The organism is Paenibacillus sp. FSL H3-0321, assembly GCF_038002865.1.
Lineage (GTDB): Bacteria > Bacillota > Bacilli > Paenibacillales > Paenibacillaceae > Paenibacillus_AQ.
Genome location: NZ_JBBODH010000001.1, coordinates 7498003 through 7521892 on the forward strand (window position 1 = coordinate 7498003; position 23890 = coordinate 7521892).

At 49.2% G+C, this 23890-nt stretch carries 22 protein-coding genes; 16 read left to right on the top strand and 6 right to left on the bottom strand.

The window, feature by feature from the left end:
- The first annotated feature begins 30 nt into the window (after window positions 1–30).
- The 11 genes from MHI45_RS33140 (at window position 31) to MHI45_RS33190 (ending at window position 14635) form a co-directional block, all read left to right on the top strand.
- On the top strand, window positions 31–753 hold the full coding sequence (locus MHI45_RS33140; RefSeq protein WP_341118622.1) for an MgtC/SapB family protein: 723 nt from the start codon (window positions 31–33) through the stop codon (window positions 751–753).
- An 86-nt stretch (window positions 754–839) separates the two neighbouring features.
- On the top strand, window positions 840–1832 hold the full coding sequence (locus tag MHI45_RS33145; RefSeq protein WP_076111321.1) for an aldose 1-epimerase: 993 nt from the start codon (window positions 840–842) through the stop codon (window positions 1830–1832).
- A gap of 183 nt (window positions 1833–2015) precedes the next feature.
- On the top strand, window positions 2016–3821 hold the full coding sequence (locus tag MHI45_RS33150) for an LTA synthase family protein (protein WP_076111322.1): 1806 nt from the start codon (window positions 2016–2018) through the stop codon (window positions 3819–3821).
- A gap of 79 nt (window positions 3822–3900) precedes the next feature.
- Window positions 3901–4914, top strand: a complete 1014-nt coding sequence (locus tag MHI45_RS33155; RefSeq protein ID WP_341118623.1) for a substrate-binding domain-containing protein — start codon at window positions 3901–3903, stop codon at window positions 4912–4914.
- 29 nt (window positions 4915–4943) lie between these two features.
- The gene (locus MHI45_RS33160; RefSeq protein ID WP_340898776.1) at window positions 4944–6803 is read left to right on the top strand and encodes a cache domain-containing sensor histidine kinase; all 1860 of its coding nucleotides are present in this window, start codon (window positions 4944–4946) and stop codon (window positions 6801–6803) included.
- Window positions 6804–6829: 26 nt separating this feature from the next.
- On the top strand, window positions 6830–8053 hold the full coding sequence (locus tag MHI45_RS33165; protein ID WP_076111325.1) for a response regulator: 1224 nt from the start codon (window positions 6830–6832) through the stop codon (window positions 8051–8053).
- A gap of 306 nt (window positions 8054–8359) precedes the next feature.
- Window positions 8360–9448, top strand: a complete 1089-nt coding sequence (gene chvE, locus MHI45_RS33170; protein ID WP_076111326.1) for a multiple monosaccharide ABC transporter substrate-binding protein — start codon at window positions 8360–8362, stop codon at window positions 9446–9448.
- 40 nt (window positions 9449–9488) lie between these two features.
- On the top strand, window positions 9489–11039 hold the full coding sequence (gene mmsA, locus MHI45_RS33175) for a multiple monosaccharide ABC transporter ATP-binding protein (RefSeq protein WP_076111327.1): 1551 nt from the start codon (window positions 9489–9491) through the stop codon (window positions 11037–11039).
- Entirely contained in the window at window positions 11026–12189 is a 1164-nt protein-coding gene (gene mmsB, locus MHI45_RS33180; protein WP_076111328.1) for a multiple monosaccharide ABC transporter permease, read from the top strand. The genes mmsA and mmsB overlap by 14 nt, the downstream gene beginning before the upstream one ends.
- A 169-nt stretch (window positions 12190–12358) precedes the next feature.
- Window positions 12359–13027: a TraX family protein gene (locus MHI45_RS33185; RefSeq protein WP_340898772.1), complete on the top strand. Its 669-nt coding sequence runs from the start codon at window positions 12359–12361 to the stop codon at window positions 13025–13027.
- A gap of 93 nt (window positions 13028–13120) precedes the next feature.
- The gene (locus MHI45_RS33190; RefSeq protein WP_083675693.1) at window positions 13121–14635 is read left to right on the top strand and encodes a copper amine oxidase N-terminal domain-containing protein; all 1515 of its coding nucleotides are present in this window, start codon (window positions 13121–13123) and stop codon (window positions 14633–14635) included.
- A 97-nt stretch (window positions 14636–14732) separates the two neighbouring features.
- Here the strand turns inward: MHI45_RS33190 and MHI45_RS33195 are convergent, their stop codons facing one another.
- Together MHI45_RS33195 and MHI45_RS33200 are read right to left on the bottom strand one after the other, a co-directional pair.
- Window positions 14733–14951 carry a DNA-binding protein gene (locus MHI45_RS33195; protein ID WP_076111330.1) on the bottom strand — a complete coding sequence of 73 codons (219 nt, stop codon included), beginning with the start codon at window positions 14949–14951 and terminating at the stop codon, window positions 14733–14735.
- Window positions 14952–14981: 30 nt separating this feature from the next.
- Window positions 14982–16292 carry a metallophosphoesterase gene (locus tag MHI45_RS33200; RefSeq protein ID WP_341118626.1) on the bottom strand — a complete coding sequence of 437 codons (1311 nt, stop codon included), beginning with the start codon at window positions 16290–16292 and terminating at the stop codon, window positions 14982–14984.
- Window positions 16293–16673: 381 nt separating this feature from the next.
- Here MHI45_RS33200 and MHI45_RS33205 point away from each other — a divergent pair, with 381 nt between their 5' ends.
- Complete coding sequence (locus MHI45_RS33205) at window positions 16674–17273, top strand: nitroreductase family protein (protein WP_076111332.1); 600 nt, start codon at window positions 16674–16676, stop codon at window positions 17271–17273.
- A 75-nt stretch (window positions 17274–17348) separates the two neighbouring features.
- On the top strand, window positions 17349–17543 hold the full coding sequence (locus MHI45_RS33210; protein ID WP_038590676.1) for a hypothetical protein: 195 nt from the start codon (window positions 17349–17351) through the stop codon (window positions 17541–17543).
- A 78-nt stretch (window positions 17544–17621) separates the two neighbouring features.
- Here MHI45_RS33210 and MHI45_RS33215 read toward each other — a convergent pair whose 3' ends face one another.
- Both MHI45_RS33215 and MHI45_RS33220 read right to left on the bottom strand, forming a co-directional pair.
- The gene (locus MHI45_RS33215; RefSeq protein ID WP_076111333.1) at window positions 17622–18833 is read right to left on the bottom strand and encodes a peptidylprolyl isomerase; all 1212 of its coding nucleotides are present in this window, start codon (window positions 18831–18833) and stop codon (window positions 17622–17624) included.
- Window positions 18834–19149: 316 nt separating this feature from the next.
- On the bottom strand, window positions 19150–19485 hold the full coding sequence (locus tag MHI45_RS33220; protein ID WP_038590681.1) for a hypothetical protein: 336 nt from the start codon (window positions 19483–19485) through the stop codon (window positions 19150–19152).
- A 223-nt stretch (window positions 19486–19708) separates the two neighbouring features.
- Here MHI45_RS33220 and MHI45_RS33225 point away from each other — a divergent pair, with 223 nt between their 5' ends.
- On the top strand, window positions 19709–20818 hold the full coding sequence (locus MHI45_RS33225; protein ID WP_340898764.1) for a lactonase family protein: 1110 nt from the start codon (window positions 19709–19711) through the stop codon (window positions 20816–20818).
- A 138-nt stretch (window positions 20819–20956) separates the two neighbouring features.
- Here MHI45_RS33225 and hfq read toward each other — a convergent pair whose 3' ends face one another.
- A complete protein-coding gene (gene hfq / locus MHI45_RS33230; RefSeq protein WP_038590687.1) occupies window positions 20957–21178 on the bottom strand; it encodes an RNA chaperone Hfq in 222 nt (73 codons plus the stop codon).
- Window positions 21179–21289: 111 nt separating this feature from the next.
- Here hfq and MHI45_RS33235 point away from each other — a divergent pair, with 111 nt between their 5' ends.
- On the top strand, window positions 21290–21970 hold the full coding sequence (locus tag MHI45_RS33235) for a phosphatase PAP2 family protein (protein ID WP_340898763.1): 681 nt from the start codon (window positions 21290–21292) through the stop codon (window positions 21968–21970).
- A 49-nt stretch (window positions 21971–22019) separates the two neighbouring features.
- Here the strand turns inward: MHI45_RS33235 and MHI45_RS33240 are convergent, their stop codons facing one another.
- Complete coding sequence (locus tag MHI45_RS33240) at window positions 22020–22490, bottom strand: hypothetical protein (protein ID WP_076111336.1); 471 nt, start codon at window positions 22488–22490, stop codon at window positions 22020–22022.
- A gap of 203 nt (window positions 22491–22693) precedes the next feature.
- Here MHI45_RS33240 and MHI45_RS33245 point away from each other — a divergent pair, with 203 nt between their 5' ends.
- The gene (locus MHI45_RS33245) at window positions 22694–23725 is read left to right on the top strand and encodes an FUSC family protein (protein ID WP_340898762.1); all 1032 of its coding nucleotides are present in this window, start codon (window positions 22694–22696) and stop codon (window positions 23723–23725) included.
- The last annotated feature ends 165 nt before the right edge of the window (window positions 23726–23890 follow it).

A 23890-nucleotide genomic window follows, 5' to 3' on the forward strand; every position in this document is an offset into this window, starting at 1 on the left:
TTATTCACAAATATACTTTTAGGAGGAGCTATGGAGATTGATCTGCACACGGAATCGATAGTAAAGCTGCTTGTGGCCATGCTGTTCGGGCTGTTCATCGGTATCGACAGGCAATTAAAACAAAAGCCGCTGGGGATTCGGACCAGTATGGTCATCAGTATCGCAAGCTGTTTAGTGACGCTTGTCTCGATCCATGCTTATGACAAGGTCGGGGGAACGGACCACCCCAACATGGACCCGATGCGCCTGGCGGCGCAGATTGTCAGCGGGATCGGATTTTTGGGCGCGGGTGTAATCCTGCGCAGAGGCGGAGACGCGATTTCCGGATTAACTTCGGCGGCGCTGATCTGGACGGCCTCGGGGATTGGCATCGCGGTTGGAGCAGGCTTTTATGTGGAAGCGGGGTATGCAGTTGTGCTGCTGATGTTTGCCGTCAATGCTGTGCCGCTGCTGATCAAAGCCGTTGGACCACAGGTGCTGAACAAGCATGAGATTTCCGTCAAGATCATAATGGAGCCCAATTATGTGCTGACCGAGGTGATCCAGAAGATCGAGGGACGTCAGATGACCGATCAACGAAAGACGAGAAGACCGGGACGGACGATCCGGCGGATGAAGATCAAGGATCTGGATGACGGCAGACAACTGATTGACATGGTGCTGTCTGCGCCTGATCAGGATTATGCGACGGAAATTTATTATGATGTGAAGAAAATTGAACATGTAATGAGCGTAGAAGTGGAACAGTTGTAAAAATGACATGTTCGCTTCTGGGCAGATGTGGTAATCTATTTAGGAGATAGTCATTTCGAACATATGGAAGGGAGAATAAAGTTATCATGTCGATTACTGCATTCGAAGGACAATATGAAGGAGAAGCTGCAGTCTGGCTAAAAGCGGGACGTTACGAGGCAGCTATCCTGCCGGGCATCGGCGGCAATCTGATTTGCTTCCGTGATACCGAAAACGGTTACCGTTTCCTGCATGAGCCGGGAGCGGCAGAGATGGAGGCCTTTAAGGCCAGCCCTGGAATTCACGGCATACCTGTACTGTTTCCTCCGAATCGTTATGAAGATGGGGAATTTCCGTGGAATGGACAAACCTACAAGTTTCCGGTGAATGAGGCTGCAACAGGCAACCATCTGCACGGATTTTTACATACGGCTGCGTGGGAAGTTGAAGAATTCGGCAGCGGTAAGAGCGAAAGCTTCGTTACGGTGGCGATCAAGGTAGACGAGACTCACCCGTCCTATCAATACCTGCCGTTCAAATATACGGTCAAGCTGCGCTACACGCTGGGAGAAGCAACCGGGCTGTCCCAGCAACTGCTGGTCCACAATGACGGCGGCGAGCTGATGCCTTGCCTGCTGGCCTTCCACACGGCGATCAATGCGCCGTTTGCACCGGACAGCTCGCCTCAGGATTACCGCGTGAAGGCAACCATCGGCGAGCGCTGGGAGTTGAGTGAGCGCATGCTGCCTACCGGTGCATTCCAGGAGCTGACGGCAGACGAAATCGCGTTGCGTGATGAAGGAGTTAATCCGTTTTTTGCGCCGATGGACAACCACTACACCGCTGTACCGCAAAATGGCCGCAACCGGATGGAACTGACGGACAGCAAGTCCGGCGTTACGCTCGTGTATGATGTCGGAACCTCGTACAAGCAATGGATGATCTGGAACAATGGCGCTACAGAAGGATTCTTCTGTCCGGAGCCGCAGATTAACCTGGTGAATGCGCCGAAGGTGGATCTTCCTGCTGATGAGATCGGATTGTTCGGCCTGAAGCCGGGCGAATTCTGGGAAGAAACCAGCCGTCTGTACGTGAAATAGGGAGTAGAGATTCATAGCTGAACAAGCCGGGTGCATCTAACTGATGTGTGCGGTGCTAAGGTCTCAAATGGGAAGGAAAGCCAAGCCTCACTTTTGTGGGGCTTTTTTTGTGCGTTCTTTTAATGCAGCTTTAAGCTAAATGGCGTATACTACACGTTTAGTATAGTTAGGAGTGAATATTATATGCGCTATTTTTTACCTTCCAAACGATTGGGCTTCCTGCTGCTCGCTCTGCTGCTATGCGGCTTTGCTCTGAATTTCTTCATGCAGGCCGCTTCATTAAATATGGATGCGATGAGTGTTTTCAGCTGGATCGGAGAATATTACTGGTTGTATTTAGCCGGAGGCCTGTTCTTTTTCTTTCTCCTGCTGGTATTTTCCATGATATTGCCGAGCGTCTACGCCGGATCTGCGGTAGCCGCTGTGTTATGCATCGTGCTGGGTATTGTCGATTACAAGAAATTGTCCACCACCGGAGAACCGCTGTTTCCCTGGGATTTGATGCTGCTCAAAAATGCCGGGGAGATGAGCCATATTACCAAAGGCATGATTCCACCGCTTGCGCTGGCAGCTGCTGTTCTGCTTATTGCCGCTGTGGTCTGGCTGCTCTTCAAACTGCCGAAGATTAAGGTGTCCCTGCCGCTGAGAATGCTCTTTGCCGCGCTTTCGGTGGCGATGATAACCGGATTTGTTTCGATGGTCGCCCATCAGTCTTCTTTGGCTGTTTCGATGAAATATCAGAACATTTTCTGGAACCAGAAGGTGAATTACAAACAGAACGGTCTTTTATTTGCCTTTGCCGGCAATTTGCGCCAGAGCCTGATCGAAGAGCCTGAGGGCTACAGCCGCAGAGCAATTGAGGAGATCGCCGCTAAATACAGCAAGCTGCCGGATCCGGTTCCGAACGTACAGGCAACGCAGCAGCCGAACATCCTGTTCATGATGGACGAAGCCTTCTTTGATCCTACCCGTCTGCCGGGGCTCTCCTTTAGTGAAGATCCGCTAAAGTTTATCCATGAGGAAGAATCTGCCACACCCTCCGGTTTCCTGCTCTCACCTGAGTTTGGCGGCAATACGGCAAATATAGAATTTGAAGCGTTGACAGGGATGTCCATGTATTTTCTTAACGACGGTTCCATTCCATATCAGCAAAAAATAGTGAAAATGTCCTCGCTGCCTTCAATTGTAAGCATTCTGAAGGAGCGTGGCTACCGGGCGCTGGCGCTGCATCCGTATGACGAGACGTTCTACAACCGCAACCGTGTGTACCCGATTCTCGGATTTGACGCATTTACCAGCGAGAAGGATCTGGACAATGCCGGACGCATCACACCGGAGGGATACATTTCCGATAAGGCGGCTGTACAGGAGGCTTTGCGGGAGCTGAAGGCGTCCTCTGACCCGGCGTTTTTGCATCTGGTGACCATGCAGAATCATTTTCCGTTTACGAAGGGGCACAATGGACCGAATACGATATCCGTTGAAGGCACTTCACCGTCCTATAAAGACGAGCTTGAAACCTACACACAGAATACCAAGCTGACCGATGAGGCGCTGGCGTATCTGCAGCAGGAGCTGCTAACTCTTGATCGTCCTACGATTGCCGTTTTTTGGGGTGATCATTTGCCGGCATTGTCGGCCGGAATATATACGGATGCCGGCTGGGACAGCGAGCCAAGGCTTAAGCACGAGACAAAGCTGGTGATGCTGGCGAATTTTAATATTGGCAAAGAGCCGCTGAACACTCTCAGTCCGGCCTTTCTGGGTCCTACAGTCTTTAGACTCTCGGGTCAGCCTATGCCCCCGTACTACAAACTTCTGGGGAAAGTGCAGGATGAGATGCCCGGTCTGAGCAAGCAGGTGCTGATCGGTTCCAACGGTGCACTGACAGCTTTCACTCCTGAACAGCAACAGCTGCTGGATGACTACCGTATGGTGGAGTACGATCTGCTGGAGGGCGAGAATTATTCACAAGATTTGCTATTCTGAGGGTATTCCCTTCTCCTATTAAACAAGGTATCATGGCAATAGCTGTGCTACCTTGTTCTTTTGTGAAAGGGGTTACATTTTGAAAAAGCTGTGGATGGTCTATGTGCTGCTAATCGGTATTTTTCTCGTATATGTGCTGAATTACAAGCTGCAGGCTGACGCTGCGGATCCATGGGAGACAGCCGGTCTGCGCGGCAATATAGAAGATAAATATGTGATGGTTACCTTTCAAAGTGGAATTGATTATTGGAAAAGCGTGCTGAAGGGCTTCGAAAATGCTGCGGAGGAGCTGAACGTCTCCGTCGAATACCATGGCTCGACCCAGCATGATGCCAATGAGCAAATGACGGTATTGGAGCAAATGATAGCCAAAAAACCGGCGGGAATTGCCATTTCGGCAGTTAATTCCGAGCTGCTCACAGCTACGATCAACAAGGCCGTGGACAGCGGCATCCCTGTCGTGCTGTTTGACTCGGGGGCACCGGACAGCAAGGCCTACTCTTTCCTTGGCACCAATAACTACAATGCCGGAGTTGAAGCTGCGCGGAAGATGGCCCAGCTCACCGGCGGCAAAGGGGAGGTGGCGATTATTACGACCCCGGAGCAGCATAATCATCAGGAGCGTACGGACGGCTTCAGTGTCACCATCCGCAGCGAATTCCCTGAGATGAAGCTGGTAGCAATCAAGGATGGACGCGGTGATCAGGTGGCTTCCAGGGAAGCGGCACAACAGCTGGTAGCGGAATACCCGAAGCTTACAGGTATTTTTGCTACGGAGTCCAATGGGGGAATAGGTGTAGCCGAGGCGGTAGAAACGAAGCAGGGAGCCGGGTCATTGCTCAAGATCATCAGCTTCGATACGGATAAAGGCACACTTGATCTTGTTAAAGAAGGCAGAATCGCCGCCACGATGGCGCAAGGTACCTGGAATATGGGCTACTGGTCGCTTACGGAGCTGTTTCATTTACACCGTGATCTGGATGAGGACCCTGCCGCCTACGCCAATAACAAGCCTATTCCTGTGCCTGATACGGTAGACACCGGCATTGATGTGGTGACCCGGGCCAATGTGGACAACTATTATGCCAAATAGAAGCAGGCTGATGCAGGGGGGATTGTCTTATGCGGAAGAGCGGCTTGACGATGGAGAAGCTGAAGTTTAACAATCTGCCGATCCGGTATAAGCTGATCATCCATTTTTTGTTGATCAGCATTTTGCCTTCGATCGGGCTTGGATTGCTGATTGGCTGGACGGTGGACCGGATTATCGAAGAGCAGAGCAACGAGAATACGATGCAGCTGATCGGTAAGGTCAATACGGCGCTGGAAAATGATGTGGAGAATTTGCAGAAGATTACCTACCTGATTTCTTTTGATCCGGGGGTGCAGGCTTTTCTGGATGGCACCGAGAAGGACGAAACGCAGTTGAAGGAAGCAGGCGCAAGCGGAGAATCGGCAGAGTACAATATCCGCAAGTTTCTGCAGGGCTTTACTACGCTCAGCTCTGAAATTGCCGGAATTATGCTGGTCAACCGTGAAGGCGATTTCATCAGTAATGAAATGTATGCCCGCCCCGAAACCCGTATGACTAATGAAGCATGGTACAAGGAGGCTGTTGATAATAAAGGGATATTCAAAATTGTCGGACATCCTTATGGGCGCGCAGTCATGTCCCATGTTGATTATAAAGAAAGCGAAGTGGTATCCGCCGTCAGAGCCATTGTCGATCCGGAGACGCAGGTGGTGCAGGGCGTGGTTCTGGTCGATTTGAAGCTGCGGGTCATCGCCGAGACGGCACGTGATGTGACGCTGGGCAAAACCGGTTATTTGACGGTAGTGGATGACAGCGGGGAAATGATCTATGCTCCGCAGCATCCTTTTATGCAAAAGATTCCGGCTGGCCTGTTCAGTGAAACCTCCGGCATCACCTCGCAGACTGTCGACGGCCGCCATTTGCAGTTGATTTACAGGACCTCGGCCTTTACAGGCTGGACGACGATGGGCGTCTTTCCAATGGAGGAATCGGCTTATGGCGTGCGGGAGATTACGTTTAATGTCGTAACATTTGTGTTTGTGGTCTGTATGCTGGGGATGACGGCATCCTTTTATCTGGCGTATTCGATTTCCCGCCCGATCGGCCAGCTCGCTTCCTTCATGAGCAAGGCGCAATCCGGCGATTTGACGATCCGCTACTGGGGCAACCGCTCGGATGAAATCGGGCTGCTTGGCCGCAGCTTCAACAGCATGCTGGCCCAAATCAGCAGGCTGCTCTCCTTGACGGAGCTGCAGGCCCGGCAGAAGCGGGAGGCGGAGCTGCGCAGTCTGCAGGCGCATATCAAACCGCATTTTTTATATAATACGCTGGATACGATCCACTGGATGGCCCGCAGCAAGGGGGCGGAGGATATCGCCGAGGTGGTCCAGTCTTTATCCAAGCTGTTCCGCCTGGGACTCAGCAAAGGCAGCGACATTGTCCCGCTCTCCGATGAGCTGGAGCATATCATCAGTTATCTGAAGATCCAGCAGGTCCGCTACAGCAGCAAGCTGACGTATAGCATTGAGGTGGAGCCGCGGCTCCGGGAGCTCTATGTGCTTAAGCTGCTGCTTCAGCCGATGGTTGAGAACGCGATTTATCACGGAATCAAGGAGCGGCGCGGTCCGGGTCAACTCACCATTTCGGTGGTAGAACGTGAGGGGGATTTGTACTTGACAGTTACAGATGACGGAGCAGGCATTCCGGAAGCACAGCTCTCCATCCTGAACCAACGGCTTGAGGCCGTCGGGAGCAGCAGTGACGCGGCGGAAGCGGAACAGCCGCTTCCCGGCAGCACAGGGAGCGGCTATGGCATTCTCAATGTCCAGGCACGAATTAGGCTGACCTACGGGCAGCCATACGGACTCCGCATCGACAGCAGACAAGGTGAGGGGACCGCTGCAACGATCCGGCATCCTGTCGTTCGTGAAGTGTATCCCCGCGATTGATTATGGAATGGAGGGAGCAAGCGCATATGGAATACTGGAAGGTCATGATTGCTGATGATGAAGCTATCATTCGTGAGGGAATTAAGCAATGTGTGGACTGGGAAGGGCTTGGCCTGCAGGTAGTTGCGGAGGCGGAGGACGGTGAGGAGGCGCTTGAGCTAGCGCTTCACCATACCGTCCATATCGCACTCGTTGATTTGAATATGCCGATTATGCATGGGATTGAGCTGATGAAGCAGCTGAGGGAGCAGCTCCCCGGCTGCAAAATCATCGTGATTACCGGACATGACGAGTTTGTCTTTGCCCAGGAGTCGATAAGGGTGCAGGTGAATGATTATATTCTCAAGCCTGCCGAACCAAAGCAGCTGATGCAGGTGCTGCGGGGTGTCCGGGATGAACTGAATGCGGTGAGAGAGCGGAACCAGCATTTGCAGCAGGCCTCCAAACAGATTAGCAAAAACTTTCCATTGCTGCGTGAACGCTTCTGCCAGGAATGGCTGGACGGAAATCTGACCCGGGAAGAAATCCTTGAGCAGCTGCATTTTCTGCAGTTGCCGCTGGAGCGTCCTGAACTGATCGGCATCATCCGCTGGAGATGGGAAGCCCACCCCTCGGGAATGGGGGAGAAGGAACGCCAGCTGTTTCTTTTCGCCATCGAGAATATTGCCGCCGAACTGCTGGAGACGTACCCGAAAGTTATTTTTCGCGATGCGGCAGGACTAATCGTAATTCTTCTCTGGCATGAAGCGGGAGAGCGTATAATGGCCGGAGTCGAAGCTGCCGTGCGTTGTCATCTCAAAATCGCCGTCGAAGTGGGAATTCAGCCCGTTGAAGGAGAGATTGAGGAGCTGGCCTCCTCATACCGTAAATGCAGAGCGGAGCTTGCCAAGGAGCAGCCTTTATCGCCGCTGGTTCGCCGGGCCAAGCAATATATCCTTGAGCATTACAGTGAATACGGCTTGACTCTGGAGGCGATGGCGGGCTCTCTTCAAGCCTCTCCGGTCTATCTCAGCCGCCTGTTCAAGCAGGAGCTCGGCGAATCCTTTGGAACGTATCTGACACAGATTCGAGTGCGCAAAGCGGCACAGCTGCTGCATTCCACGGAAATGAGCATCCATGAGGTAGCAGAGCGTTCAGGATACGAGACCCAGCATTATTTCAGCACCTCGTTCAAAAAGCAGACAGGAGTGTCCCCCCTGCAGTTTCGTAAGGGCGTACTTCCCGGAGAAGCGGGCCGTGACGACGCGTAAGTGGCAGGGAGCAGCAAGTTAGAGTATCCGGTGGTTCTTGCATTCAATAGTTACTCAGCAAGACGCTTCTTTCCTGAGCATGACCGGCACTGAACAGACGTATACTTCAGGTTTAATGAACCACATGCAGGCTCCGGCCTCATGTGGTTTTTTTGTTTATATGTAAACGCTGACAAAAAAGGTTTTGATTTTATAAAAACAGTAGTTTGAGTGTAAATACGGGGCCGTATCCCCCTTGTTATACTCGACTTGTCAAACGGGAAACGCCCGCGAAGGCAACAGAATAGTCCAGGGGGGAATACAGCAATGAAAAAATACTCATTGATCATGTTGACACTGGTAGTTGTATTGATCTTGTCCGCTTGCGGCAACGCAAAAAATGCAGGCGGCAGCACGGATGATTCCAAAGGCAAGGTAGGAATTGCTATGCCGACGAAGTCGTCAGAGCGTTGGGTGAATGACGGCAACAACATGGTGAAGGAGTTCGAGAAGCTGGGATACGGCACGGATCTTCAATACGCCGAGGATGTCGTGGAGAACCAGGTGTCGCAGATCGAGAATATGATCACCAAAGGTGTAAAGGCGATTGTCATCGCTTCTATTGACGGTGAGGCCCTGACTGATGTACTGCAGAAAGCACATGACGCAGACGTTAAAGTGATCGCCTACGACCGCCTGATCAAAAAAAGTGAATATGTTGATTATTATGCCACCTTCGACAACTTCAAGGTCGGTGTGCTGCAAGGCTCCTATATCGAAGAAAAGCTTGGCCTGAAGGACGGCAAAGGGCCGTTCAACATTGAATTGTTCGGCGGTTCACCGGATGACAACAATGCCTATTTCTTTTTTGATGGTGCGATGTCCATTCTGAAGCCTTACATCGACTCCGGCAAGCTGGTGGTCCGCAGCAAACAGACTACGATGGATCAGGTCGCTACCTTACGCTGGGACGGTGCTGCCGCTCAAGCGCGGATGGATAATCTGCTCAGCGCCAATTATGCGAGCGAGAATCTTGATGCCGTTCTGTCCCCATATGATGGCATCAGCATTGGAATTTTGTCTTCCCTAAAAGGTGTGGGGTATGGCTCAGGGGACAAGAAGCTTCCGGTTGTCACCGGTCAGGATGCCGAGCTGGCCTCCGTGAAGTCGATTTTAGCCGGAGAGCAGACCCAGACCGTATTTAAAGATACCCGTGAGCTGGCCAAAAAAGCGGTAGATATGACGGAAAGCGTACTTAAAGGCACAGAGGCAGAGGTTAATGACACGACTACCTATGACAATGGCGTAAAAATCGTCCCTTCCTACCTGTTGGAGCCAGTCTCTGTGGATGCTGGCAATGTGGATAAAGTGCTGGTGGATGGCGGTTATTATACCAAAGAAGAGCTGGGAAAATAATCGGCTGCAACAGTGACAATTGAAAGCTGGGTGAAAAGCAATGAGTGACTATATCTTGGAGATGAACAGCATTACGAAGACGTTCCCCGGCGTCAAAGCGCTCTCGAATGTGAATCTGCAGGTCAAGGCGGGCGAGATTCATGCGCTTTGCGGGGAAAATGGAGCCGGGAAATCAACGCTGATGAAAGTGCTGAGCGGTGTCTATCCGCATGGGACATATGAAGGGGATATTTTATTCGAAGGCCAAGTCTGCCGGTTCAAGGATATCAAAGACAGTGAAAATCTGGGTATAGTCATTATTCATCAAGAGCTGGCGTTGATTCCGTACTTGTCTATTTCGGAAAATATCTTCCTCGGCAATGAACAGGCAAAGCATGGGGTGATCAACTGGAACGAAACGACGGTAAAGACCCAAGAACTGTTGGAGACTGTCGGCTTAAAAGAATCACCGTTTACCGGAGTATCAACGATAGGTGTCGGCAAGCAGCAGCTCGTGGAGATCGCGAAAGCGCTCTCCAAGGAGGTGAAGCTGCTCATTCTTGATGAGCCGACGGCGGCACTGAATGAGGATGATAGCGAGAACCTGCTCAACTTGATCCTGGAACTGAAAAAACGGGGGATTTCCTCGATTATCATCTCACACAAGTTGAACGAAATCGAGAAGGTAGCGGATTCTGTAACGATTTTGCGGGACGGCCAAACGATCCGGACACTGGATATGAAGTTGGATGGAGTGACCGAGGATGTCATTATCAAAGGCATGGTCGGACGCGATCTAACGAACCGCTATCCCGAGCGGACACCGGATTTGGGCGAAACGATCTTTGAGATCCGTAACTGGGAAGCGTATCACCCTACACAGGCTGACCGCAAAATGCTCCATGGGATCAATCTTCATATCCGCCGCGGGGAAGTTGTCGGTATTGCCGGACTTATGGGAGCCGGGCGTACGGAGCTGGCAATGAGTGTCTTCGGAAAGTCCTATGGCAAAAAGATCAGCGGCCAGATCTACATGCATGGACAGGAAGTGCATTTGAACGACATCAATAAAGCGATAGAAAGCGGACTGGCTTATGTAACCGAAGACCGCAAGCAGTACGGGCTTATTCTAATCGACGATATCAAGCGCAACATCTCGCTCAGCAATTTGCGGAAGCTTTCCCGCCGGGGGGTTATTAATGAGAATGAGGAAGTGCTGGTTGCAGAGGAATACCGCAGGAAGCTGAACATCAAGACGCCAAGCATTTTGCAAAAAACGGTCAACCTCAGCGGCGGCAATCAGCAAAAAGTGGTGCTCAGCAAATGGATCTACGCGCAGCCGGATATCCTTATCCTGGATGAACCTACACGAGGCATTGACGTAGGTGCGAAATATGAGATTTACTCGATCATCAACGGACTTGCTGCGGAGGGTAAGGGAGTGCTGGTTATTTCTTCCGAACTCCCGGAAATTATCGGCATGTGCGACAGGATTTATACAATGTGCGAAGGCCGGATCAGCGGCGAAGTGGAGCGGCAGGATGCGTCGCAGGAGCTGTTAATGAAGTACATGACACGAAGCAAGGGGGCAACACCGCATGGCAGTCATTAGTGGGATTTTCAAAAAGAATATCCGCCAATACGGCATGATCATTGCACTGATCTTTATTTCAATTTTCTTTCAAATCCTCACCGATGGCATTTTGCTCAAGCCGCTGAACGTTACGAATCTGATTCTGCAAAACAGCTATATCCTGGTTCTGGCCATCGGGATGGTGCTTGTCATCATTACGGGACATATCGACCTGTCCGTCGGATCGGTGGCAGCATTTATCGGGGCGCTTTCGGCGATTATGATGGTCGACATGCAGTTGAATCCGGTACTTGCTGTCATTCTTTCACTGCTGATGGGGGCGCTGGTTGGTGCCTGGCAGGGCTTCTGGGTTGCCTATATCAAAATCCCCGCATTTATAGTCACCCTGGCAGGAATGTTATTGTTTCGCGGCTTGACGATGATCGTACTGAATGGGCAGTCCATTGCCCCGTTCCCCAAGACATTCCAAAAAATCAGTTCCGGGTTCGTCCCCGATATCGTGAGCGGCGGTTCGCTGAATGTGCTGACCCTTATTGTGGGCATCATTCTTTCCGTTCTGGTGGTGTACCAGGAATTCAGAACCCGCAAAATCTCTGTGAAATACGGTTTTGAGCAGTCGGTGGTCTGGTTGTCCATCGCCAAAGCCGGAGCATTGGTGGTTGTAATCAACCTCTTTACCTTCGTGATTGCTCAATACAACGGGATTCCGAATATCCTCGTCATCCTGCTTGTGCTAATTGCGATCTACTCCTTCGTGATGAATCATATGACGATGGGCCGGCATATTTATGCGCTGGGCGGTAACGAAAAAGCAGCCAGTCTCTCCGGTGTCAAAACCAAACGCGTTACCTTCTGGGTGTTTGTCAATATGGGCGTACTCGCAGCCTTATCCGGTCTGGTATTTGCCGCCCGCCTGAACTCCGCCACTCCAAAAGCCGGAACCAACTTCGAGCTGGATGCCATCGCGGCTTGCTTCATTGGGGGAGCTTCTGCTTCCGGCGGAATCGGCACAGTGGTGGGAGCGATCATCGGGGGGCTGGTAATGGGCGTCATGAACAATGGTATGTCCCTGGTTGGCCTGGGCGTCGATTGGCAGCAGGGTATTAAAGGGCTTGTACTTCTTCTGGCCGTAGGGTTCGATATTTACAACAAGTCGAAGACGGCGTAATTAAGGATGTGCCTGTCAGAGAGCCGTTCCCGCAATAAATGCGGGGAGGGCTCTTTTTGGCATAGTTGGAAAGAAGAGGCTGTTCATATCTGAATCCGTACCTTACAATAGAAAAGACTTCTTGATGAATAGCTATATATAATGTAGATTATGAACCAGGAGGATTGACATGCAAATCATCGCGATGCTGACTATGCTGATCGACCATATCGGCTATATTTTTTTTCCGGGAGAGCTTGCCTGGCGGTATGTAGGGAGAATTGCTTTTCCTATTTACTGCTACGGACTGGTGCAGGGGCATATACATACATCATCAAGGGCCAGATACCTGCGGCGGCTTCTCTGGATTGCGTTGATTGCACAGGTGCCATATAATCTGGCGCTGGATCCCGGGGGCTGGAATGTCGTATTTACTCTGCTTCTGTCTGCTCTTGTGCTTGTAATCCTGGATAAGTTGCCTAGCCTTTGGTTTGGCATTCCTGTGGTAATTGCAGCGGTTTTTCTAATGGATGTTCTTCCGCTCGATTATAATGCCTACGGTCTGTTGCTGGTGCTGATTTTCCGCTATGCGCGTTCCTATTGGCTAGTTCTGGCACATTTTGTTTTGAACGGGTTTTACCTGTTCTACAGCGGCTGGCTGGTCCAGATGGTCAGCATTGTGCCTACGCTGTTCATTGCTCTGACCCCGGGAGTATGGGGGTTTCTGGAGAAAAAACGCCTTCCGCGCTGGGTATGGTGGTCCTTTTATCCGGCACATTTAGCGGTGCTCGCCTTGGTGAAGATTCTGATTTTCCAGAATTGGGTAACTATAGAATGGCGGAGTTTGTTAACTTTATAGCTGGTTACCAAATGATGGCGTATCCTATGCAAATCCTTCCTCATTTTGAGTTGATGGATAGATCACAAAAATAAACGTAAGAGGAGACATGCTATGAAGAAAATGAAAGCAAGAACCAAGTGGTTACTCCCGATTCTCGCACTGCTGCTGATTCTAGCGGGCTGTCAGACGGTCGGCGGACTCGACGTCAATAAGGCGTTACTAGGGGATCTGGATGTTAAGTCTTCTGAATCCAGCACAACCTTTTCCTTGAATGCTGTACCTGCCGCTGGAATCAGCGCCGAGGATCAGGAGATGGTAGATCTTATCAATTCTTTTTCCGTTAATATTGCTCATGTAAAACTGCAGGACAACGGCAATGTATCTGCTGCCGGATCAGTTGGCTATAAGAAATTGACAGTGCCATTTACACTGTTTATGGATAAAGAAGCCATAGTGTTTACAGCGGAAGGGGCAAAGCAGCCGTTCTACTTCCCGCTTGAAAGTTATGAAGAAGAATTTGGTGTTGAAGGATTTGATCCGACAAAAGCACAGGAGATTTCCAAGCTCCTTACGACGTTTGTGGTGAAGAATCTTCCGAACCCTGGTGCAATTAACGTATCCTCCGTAAACGAAGCCGTATATGGTCAGCAATTGAACCTTACGAAGCTACATACGGAAATTACAGGTGACGAGCTGCCCGCATTAGTGAAAAGCTTCCTGAAATCCGTTTCCAAAGATACTGAAGGATTTACTGCACTGATTAGCGGCCTCTATGATTATCTGTATCCGATTCTTAAGGCATCCGGAATGGACGAAAGCTTGAGCGATCTCGGACTGGGAGATCTCCCGCTGGATGACAAAGAGGGTGTTGTAACAGTCGCACATGATGCCGCCAAGCTGGCGGTGGATGCCCTTCTCCTGGTGTACGACAATCAGGTGAAGAACCTGTATAAGTCAACTCCTGAGCTGAACACCATTCTCGGCAAGGATACAAAACTGCAAGTGGATCTGTTAGTGGACAGCGGATTCCATATCCGCAAGCAAAACCTAGATCTGAAGGTAGCACTTCCAGCTAGTGAAGACCTGCCCCTTCAGAGCATTTCGGTTAAAGCAGAAACCCAGACCTGGAATGTAAATGGAGCTGTGACAGCCGATGCCATCAGCAAAGAGGGAGCATTGGACCTCTCCGAAACCCAGCTTACACCGGGTCAGACGCTGAGAAGCTTTGATCAGAATTCTGCAGTATACAAACTGTTGAAGGATGATTTTGGCATTACAGCCAAAGATATTGTGATTGCCCCGGATGATGATTATTATTATCCGATTGTAGAAAACGGTACAACGTATGTTCCGCTGCGCTACCTGGCAGAGGATCTGGATGCAGTGGTGAAATGGGATCCTGTGAACAAGGCGATTAATGTTACCGATGATGTGTATGGCGACGTTGTCGTGTTCAAGGTAGGCTCTGCACAGGTCTTGATCAACGGTAAGGCAGTGAAGATTTCAGAACCAGTATTCGTTGACGAGTACGGTGATGCCTATGTGCCACTCCGTCTGTTGGCAGAAGCTTTGCATGCGACCGTTAAAGTAGATGAGTACGGTTATATTGATATCCACCGTCCTTAAGCAATTGTGAAGCAATAGAAGAGAAGGCCGGAACTCCTGTACATAGGAGTTCCGGCCTTTTTGCGAATATAAGAATTTATATGCTTCACGCAATAAATTATCCTTCGGCAAACGCGAGGCCTTTGGCCGCAAGTGCTTGACGGATTTGATCCATCGCTTTGGGTCCCATGCCATGCAGCTTTAGCACCTCAGCTTCGCGGAGTGTAGTGAACTGCTCCAGGCGGCTGTATCCGGCAGCGGTAAGAGCACGCTGTGCCGGCTTGGACAATTTGGCGGGGAGATCGCTGTCTAGCTTGGATTCATTGAAATCAGCCACTGGAAGTGCTCCTCTCTTTGCACAAGGTTCCTATTGTTTGGTGAGGACAATCTTAAGTGATGTAAGGCTCTGTTCCTGATTCTCGGCCATGCTGCGGATATAGCCGGACATGAAGCCGCCTTCCATGCCTTCCCACAGTTTGTAGCCCGGCATGGCTTTAATCTCATCAATCGAACTGGCTGCAGTTCCTGCAAAGTATTTCACATTTAATTTGGCCATTACCTCAGCCATCGACTGCTTATCTGCTTCGGTAAAGGTTGTTTCTTTGAGTTTATTCATCGCCTTGTTGTAGGATGATCCGGCAAAAGTTTCTTCTGCATATGTCTTAAAGTTAAGCAGATGGGGATCGTTAATTCCAGATGCTGCGGCCCAGCCCTCCACATCAACAGCAGACGTAAGATAGGTTACAGCACGGGAGCTTGGATCAAAGGTCATATCTCCATATTGATGGGGATTCACAGCCATAGCACTTGTAGCGATATCATATACCGGCAATGCTTGAGAAGCTGCCTTATTCTCTTCACTGACAGGTGGATCACGGCGGATATCCTGCATATGAATATGCCCGGACAGTACCAGATTCAGTCCGCTCCGGCGCAGCATCTTCAATGCTTCCTGGCCGTTGTTCAGCTTGAACCCGGAAACGGACATCGAGGTATGGCTCAACAGGTTGTGGTGCATCACCGTAATGATCGAAGCATGCTGCTCGGCCGCCACCTTTACACATTCATCCATCCAGGAGAACGTACCTGGAAGAATACGCCCGTCGGTTTGCGGAAAGCCGTATTTCTCGTTGTTGTTGTATTGGCTGCTGTCAATCATCAGCAGATATAGTCCAGGCGCTGCCTTTACGAGGTAACTCAGACTGTTCTTGTCCCGGGATACGGCTTCATTATAGCCGAAGTCCCCGTACATTCCAGTAAAGTCTTTATCAGTGATATGCTCTGCAACAAGCTGCTTGTCCCCTTCAAAAGATCTCGCCCAAGGATTGAACAGATCATGATTGCCGGGAATGACATACACAGAGGTACCCGAATTCTCAATACGTTTCAGCTTCTCTGCAAGCTCCTTATGGCTGCTTGCTTCGCCATTATTGGTCAGATCGCCGCTGAGAACAAGAAATTTCGGTTTCTTCTGCTGCACATCATAGATCAGAGCTTCCGCAAGCTCATCGCTGTAAGGCAGCATTTTGCCGTCTCCGCCGCTGACATAGGACTGGAAAGCAGTTCCGCCATCTTCTAGCGCTTTATCAAGGTAGTGGGTATCGGTTGCTACCCAAAAGGATACCGGTTCGGTATTTTGTTCCGAAGAAGACGGGGCCGCTGTTGAAGATGGTGGCAATTTTGTGTCTTCACATCCGCTGAGGCCTAAAGACGCTGCCAGCAATATAGATAAGGCCCAAGTTGTAGTGTTTTTTAGGTGAAAGGGGTACTTCAGAGACAATAATTTCATGGTTGAAACCTTCCTTCTGCACTTTTGCTGAATTATTGTAGCTTATTTCTAGCGGAATTGTATATCGGAAAGTAAGGCGATGTTTCGAAACCTGCATAGGTGATTATAGAAAAATAGTGGAGAGGGTATAAATATAGGGATTCCTGCGACAATAAGTGTTGGTGAAAAGAGAGGAAGCAGGAAATAGTTGTGAAAAAGTATTGTGTTCCCGGAATAAAAGTGTTAAGATTTAGAAAAGTTAGTTACTAAATAAATGGAGGTAGTTATTTTATGTCTAAAAATTTTCTGGAAGCAGTAAAAGAAAGACGTTCCATATATGCACTCAGCAAAGAAACTCCGATTTCCGATGCTCAAATCAAAGAGATTGTTGAAGCTGCGGTATTACATAGCCCAACTTCATTTAATTCCCAAAGCTCCAGAGCCGTTGTTCTTCTGGGCGACAAGCATGATAAACTATGGGATATCACTGCTGAAACCCTGCGCAAGATTGTTCCAACAGAACAGTTTGAAGGCACTGCTCAAAAACTGGCTTCCTTCAAAGCAGGTTATGGTTCCGTATTGTTCTTCGAAGATCAGACAGTGGTGAAGAGCCTGCAGGAGAATTTTGCCCTGTACGCCGATAATTTCCCGGTTTGGTCCAACCAGTCTTCCGGGATTCTGCAGTTTGTAGTATGGACAGCATTTGCAGAAGCAGGCCTAGGTGCGTCACTGCAGCACTACAATCCGCTAATTGACGATGAAGTGAAAACAAGCTTTGACATTCCTGCAGAATGGAAGCTGATCGCCCAAATGCCGTTCGGTAAAATTGCTACCGCTCCGGGCGAGAAAGAATTCCAACCGATTGAAGACCGTGTAAAAGTGCTTAAATAAGCATCCTATAGAGCTGTTTAGAACCTCCTTGACCGGGCTAATAAGTACTATAGCCTAATCAAGGAGGTTTTCATTATGCCGTGGAACAAGGATGATTACCCGGATTCACTTAAGAATTTTATGGCGCCTGTACGTAACAAGGCGATTGAGATAGCCAATGCCCTGCTGGAGGAAGGTTATGAGGAAGGGCGAGCCATCTCGATTGCGACAGCACAAGCTAAAGAGTGGGGCGAAAATCACGATAAGCAGATCCGTAAGAAAAATCATTAGACAAGAAGAGGACCAGGCGGTTAACCGCCTGGTCCTCTTCTGTGGGAAAGCTTGTCCTGTTAAATATTGCGAACTGCCTTATTTGGCAGGGGGTGCTTCAGTTGCTGAAGGTTCTGCGCTCGTTTCTGGAGGTGCAGATTCTTTGGCATCAGTGAGCGTGTTGGTGATTTTTGCTTTGCTATTCAGCTCCGAAAGCCAAGTGTTTGACATTTCGGATACCTTTTGTGCTTTAAGGGTCTTTTCGATTTCTGCTTTCTTTTCTTCCAGCGTATACTCTTTTGCTTCCTTGCGGTCGGTTACCTTGATAATGTGGTAGCCGAAATCACTCTTTACTGCACCGCTGGTTTCACCGACTTTAAGCTTAAAGGCTGCATCGGAGAATTCAGCAACCATATCACCGCGTTTGAAGAAGTTAAGATCGCCGCCGTTCTCTTTAGAAGCAGTATCCGTAGACTTCTCTTTAGCCAGCTTGGCAAAATCCGCTCCTTCTTTAAGCTGCTTGACGATGGAGTCAGCTTCCGCTTGGGTGGCTACAAGAATATGGGAAGCCCGGACTTCTTCTTCCTGGTTAAAGGAAGCTTTGTTCTCATCATAATAAGCGGAAATATCTTTTTCCGTAACGGTTACTTTCGGTTCAATCAGCTTGCGGATTTTCACTTGCATCGGCATTTGCTTCTTCAGATCATCAAGGGTCATATTACTTTGTGACAATGCAGCGGTCAGGGCCTCTTCACCGCCGAGCTGAGTCTTAAGATCTTCAATCTCCGCATTGAGGTCCTCATCGGTAACGGTGACGTTGGCATTCTTTGCTTCCTGATCCACAAGGGTAGTTGTGATCAGGTTCTTCAGTGTAGCTTCACCGCCGGCTTCAATGAGTTTATCGTAAAGCTGTGCTTTCGTAATGTCGGTTCCATTAACGGTTGCAACAGCCGTCTTGCTGTCGTCTTTTTGGAAAGGCGGTTTAATTAGTACAATGATAAGCGCAGCTGCGAGTACAATAGAAGCGATCATCCAGCCTTTTCCAGCCTTAGGGGAAGATGACGGTGGAGGAGCTCCAGCGCCCACTTTGTTCATTACTGGAACATTTCTTTCAGCTTCTCTAACAGCAGGTGTCTCAACGGATTCGGCAGTTTTAAACACTGGTGTTTCGGAATCGTTGACATCACCGGTTGCTGGAGTAGATGCTGCTTCTTGGACTAACCCTTCATTGTTGTTTACGGAAGTGTTGCTTTCCTCCGGTGTTCCATTGTTGTTCTGGTGTTCGTTTTCGCCCAAATCTCTTTTGTCCATTATAATTAATGACTCCCTTCAATATAGGTGTTGCCTGTCTTTCTACAACTTTACCAGAAATCAGGATTCCAAACCTTAAGAAAGTATAAAAAAGTCTATTTACTTTTTAAGATTCCATTAAGACAAGCGGAAACGGCTTCGCCGTCCTCAAAAGGACGGTATCCGTTTCAGCGAGAAATAAAAGGATAATTTATAGCGTGAAGCATATAAATTCTTATATTTTAAAGGAAAAACCGGAGTTGCATGGTTGCACCACGCGCTTCCGGTTTATGTAGAAGATATAAGAATGTATTCGTATATCTCTGAGTACATCCGCTTAGGAGCTGAGGCCTCTGAGCAGATGGCGAATACTTTCCTGTTTCCGTCTGGGAACACGGACATTTTTGGCGTACAGGCCCATTTCACCGAAGTAGATACAGTCGTCCTCAATCGCGCTGATCTTGTTCAGATTAACGTAGCAGCCTCCGTACACATGATAATAGCTGGCATTGGATAATAAACGATTCAATTGCTCGGCAGTCATTCTCTTTTTAATGTTGTAGTTTCTGCCGTGAAAAATGACCAAGTCGTGATCTCCGACTTTAAAGAACAGAATGTCCGTCTCCACCTCGAAGTCCTCATATACGTTTCTGGCTTCCAGCAGGCTGCTCATTCGTGTTCCCCCTTTATAAAAATTTACATTGATGTTAGCGCTTTCATTATATCATATCCAATCTGATTTGAGAAGGCTTATTTTTGAAATGTTTTTTGTCATTTTTTACGTTGCATTTGTCATAGACGCTGAAAAATTGTAAATTATAAAGATGACTGCCGTTAAAACTGCGGGCGGTTTGGATGATACTATAGTTATGAAACCATGGAGGAGGAATACCGAGATGAATGAGAATACTAAACTGTTATTGTTTACTGGCTCCTACGCAAGTGCGGAAGAGAGCGGAGTTCAGGTGTTTGAGTTCAACGGGGAGGCAGGGGGCACACTGGAACTGCTGGATACGGTGCAAGGTATCACGAATCCCACCTTTGTTAATGTTGATGCTTCGGGACAACGGCTATATGCCATTGGTGAACAGGGGAATCGTGAAGGCGGCAAGGAAGGCGAGGTTGTCTCCTTCGCCATTGATTCACAGACAGGCAAGCTGACCGAACGGAAGCGGATTCCAACGATGCCTGCTGCAGGCAAAACCCAAACCACAACCTGTCATATCTCCAGAGATCTGGAGAACGAATATATCGTTGTATGCAGTTACCATGGTGGAAGTATCGGTCTTGTGGCGCTCGATAAGCAAGGGCTGCCGCTGGCACTTACGGATACTGCTCAGCATACTGGACATGGAACGCATCCGGAACGCCAGGACCGGCCGCATCCGCATTCGTCCGTATTCAGTCCTGACGGGCGTTTCCTGTTTGTGTCGGATCTGGGGCTCGATCTGATTCGTTCCTACCGGATCAACCGGGAGCGGCAGACGCTCGAGGTTCATGACGAAACCCCGCTGCACAATGGAGCAGGTCCAAGGCATTTTACCTTCCATCCGGACGGCAAATCTGCTTATGTTATTAATGAAGTGGATTCCACGATTACTTCGTTTACATATGACAGCAGTGCCGGAACCTTGCATACGGCTGTAACTGTGCCGACTCTGCCAGCGGATTATGAGGGGGAGAACACTTGCGCTGAAATATCTTTGTCACCGGACGGCCGTTACCTTTACGGCTCCAACCGCGGGCATGACAGTATTGTGGTCTATGCTGTGGATGCCGAATCGGCTGCGCTTACTTGGGTAGAGCATGTGTCTACACGCGGCGGCCATCCGCGCCACTTTACAGTGACCCCTGACGGAGCATTTCTGATTGTTGCCAATCGTGACGGGAACAATCTGGTGGTATTTTCCCTCGATCCTGCCAGCGGGCGCCTTAGCTTCACAGGGAATACAGCAGAGGTGTCAAAGCCGGTATGTGTTAAGCCTGCTGTATTCTTCATCTCGTAAGTTATCACAAGACAGAGCGGTTAAGTGGACTTCATTCGGGTTAAATCCGACAAAAGGAACACCGGGGAATTGCTCCGGTGTTCCTTTTGAATTAAGGCTGTAACGTTATGGTGGTTAGTGGTGATGTAAAATGGCTTGTTATTTAAGTGAGACGGGCTTAAGCGGCACAACCGTGGAAACTGCCGATTTAAAGAGCACATTTTGCCTGCCGTCACCCTGTCCGTGCAAGGTGATCGTGTAAGCGTCGTATGAGGTCACAATTCCCTGCATTTTAACTCCGTTGGTTGTAAAAATCGTCACGGGCACCTTTGTTGAAATACATTGGTTCAACAAACGTTCCTGTAATTTTAGACTTTCCACTTTGGCAGCACTCCATCTTTTTTATGAATTGACTTCCAGGCCAATTATAACACGGGAAAGACTCTTCCTGGAAATGTGGTGGACGGCGCGGAATTAGACAAGGAGGTAGTTATGCTTTATTATCAGTACTGGTCCAGAGGTTTTCGCCGGTTTTTATGGTTTTTGTTAGGATTCAGTGTGATTGCGACACTTGTATTCCTGAACAAGACGGCTTCCTTTGATACCTATATTATTCATATTGTCCAATCTGCAGAATCTCCTGCACTTACTTCGCTGGCTAAAGGATTGTCACTGGTGGGTTCCTCCAGTCTGGCGATCGGCATCTCGCTGTTGACGATGGCGTTGCTATTCTTTCTGCTGAAGCACCGGTTGGAGCTGATTTTGTTCCTATGGGTTGCATTAGGTTCGCAGCTGCTGAATACAATGATGAAACTGTGGTTTCACCGGGAACGCCCCAATATTCACCGGTTGATTGAGCAGGCGGGATACAGTTTTCCCAGCGGTCACTCCATGGCCGCCTTTTCCTTGTATGGTGTAATCGCCTATTTGCTCTGGCGGCATTTGCGGCGGCACCGTGAACGGTTTTTACTGATTTGTTTTACGGTTCTGATGACAGGCGGCATCGGGTGGAGCCGGATTTATCTGGGTGTGCATTATCCGAGTGATGTGATCGGAGGGTATACTGCAAGCGGTGCGTGGCTGATGCTGTCTATCGCATTATTTGAAGCCTACCGGAATTCACGAAAGCGCAAATCTGCCGGAACAATTAATCAAGCGGATACCCGCAGGTAGACCTGCGTTGTATCCGCTTGATGTTTGGTGGTTTTCTTTTCTTGAACGATTAGGGTTTGGCTTGATGTGCACTCGACGCATTGGCAATGCTCAGCTTCAGCAAAGCAGGCAGTCCGGCTTTTAGCTTCTGGACTTCGTCGGATGTCAACTGCCCGTCTTTGATGGACTCATCCAGCTTCAAGCTGGCGGCCTCGCTCAGTTTTTGAATATATTGCTCCTCGGTCCAGCCCTTTTTTTCCTTAGCCAGTGTGTAGAGGGTTTTACCGCTTTTCAAACTGCGGATCAATTCTGTACGGTCGATCTCAAGCAGCTTGGCCGATTCATTCAGAATAAAGTAACCTCCGGCTTTAAAGCCCCGCACATGATGTGGATGGGAGGAATGTTCTTTTCCCGCATGGATGCTGTCTGGTGCAGGTGAAGGTGTGCTTCCGGCAGCGTTGTCTGCAAATGCAGCGGCTGGAGCCAGACTGAGCATCACGGCTGCAGCAAAGGCTGTTATTCTTTTAATGTTGTTGCTCATGATTCACCTCTTGTGATCGTTATGGGTACTGCAGTACACAGTATTCCCTGGAAGCTGAAAGAATTCTGAAAGCCAGCTTAAGCCATACTAAAAATTCGCCGGCCTTCTCCATGGGTAATAGTGGTTGTACCCTATTAGAAATTGACTGAAGTTCTGCAGGATATACATAAAAGATGTTAATAAAATAGTAAGGAGGGATGATTTTGGCCTTCGGCGCCCGCATACTCAAGACAGGAATGGCTGTCACACTCGCACTTTATCTATCTGCACTGTTGCAATTTACTTCTCCAGTAGGTGCGGCGATTGCAGCAATCTTTGCCATGCAGCCCTCCATCTACCGTTCATGGCGCTACTTCCTGGACCAGATACAGACCAGCACAATGGGGGCAGTTATCGCGCTGCTGGGGGGAATGGTGTTGTCCAATGAGCCCATCGCGGTTGGGCTGGTATGTATCCTCGTAATTATGATCAGCATGAAAATGAACCGTGCCGATACGATCGGACTGACACTCGTTACAGTAATTTCCGTAATGGAAGCTTCGGGGCAGTGGGAATTTGCATTGACCCGCTTTCTGCTTACGCTCACAGGAATTATATCGGCATTTTTAATCAATATTACGGTCTTTCCGCCAAAGCCGCGTAAGCAGTACATCCAGCAGATCGAGAGCGTGTTCACCAGCCTGTCGCTGCTGCTGCGGACTGCAGTATCGCATGAGATGAAAGAGAGTGTCTTCCGCGACGAGAAACATGCGCTGGAGGGCTCGATTAAAGCGCTGGCAGATAAGTATGGACTGTTTGAAGAAGAGCAGAAGCAGCTGCGAAGAGCCAAATATAGCCAAACCCGGCAAATGGTGATGTACAAAAATCTGTTATCCTCCCTGCAGAAGGGGTATGAGGTGCTGGAGGCTGTAGACCGGCACTATTTCCAGGCAGAACGGACGGAGCGGACCGATGAGCTGTTCGACAGGCATCTGGAGCAGCTGATTAAATACCATGAGTACATTCTGCTCAAATTCGAGGACAAGCTGAAGCCGGGTTCAAGTGACTCGGAGCCGCTTGGAGAGGACAATGACAGATTTCTGCAGCAGGCAATTGAGGGCTATGACGCTGAGAAATCAGGGCAGTTGCGGTTATCTGTTGTTGCAGCAGCTATCTATGATTACGGGTACCAACTGGAGCGCCTCGATAAAGTGGCGGATCAGATCAACCGTGCATCTGCCGATGAAAAAGAATAGCAGGCTTCTACCTGATATACTTACTCTATATAAACAAAAAATCCGGTCCCAAAGGACCGGATCATATACATAATAGGCTATGACATCATAAAGTATTATAATAATGGACTCAAAGACTTGATAAAGTCGGGTGGAATTGCTAAAATAATAGGATATTGAATGAAT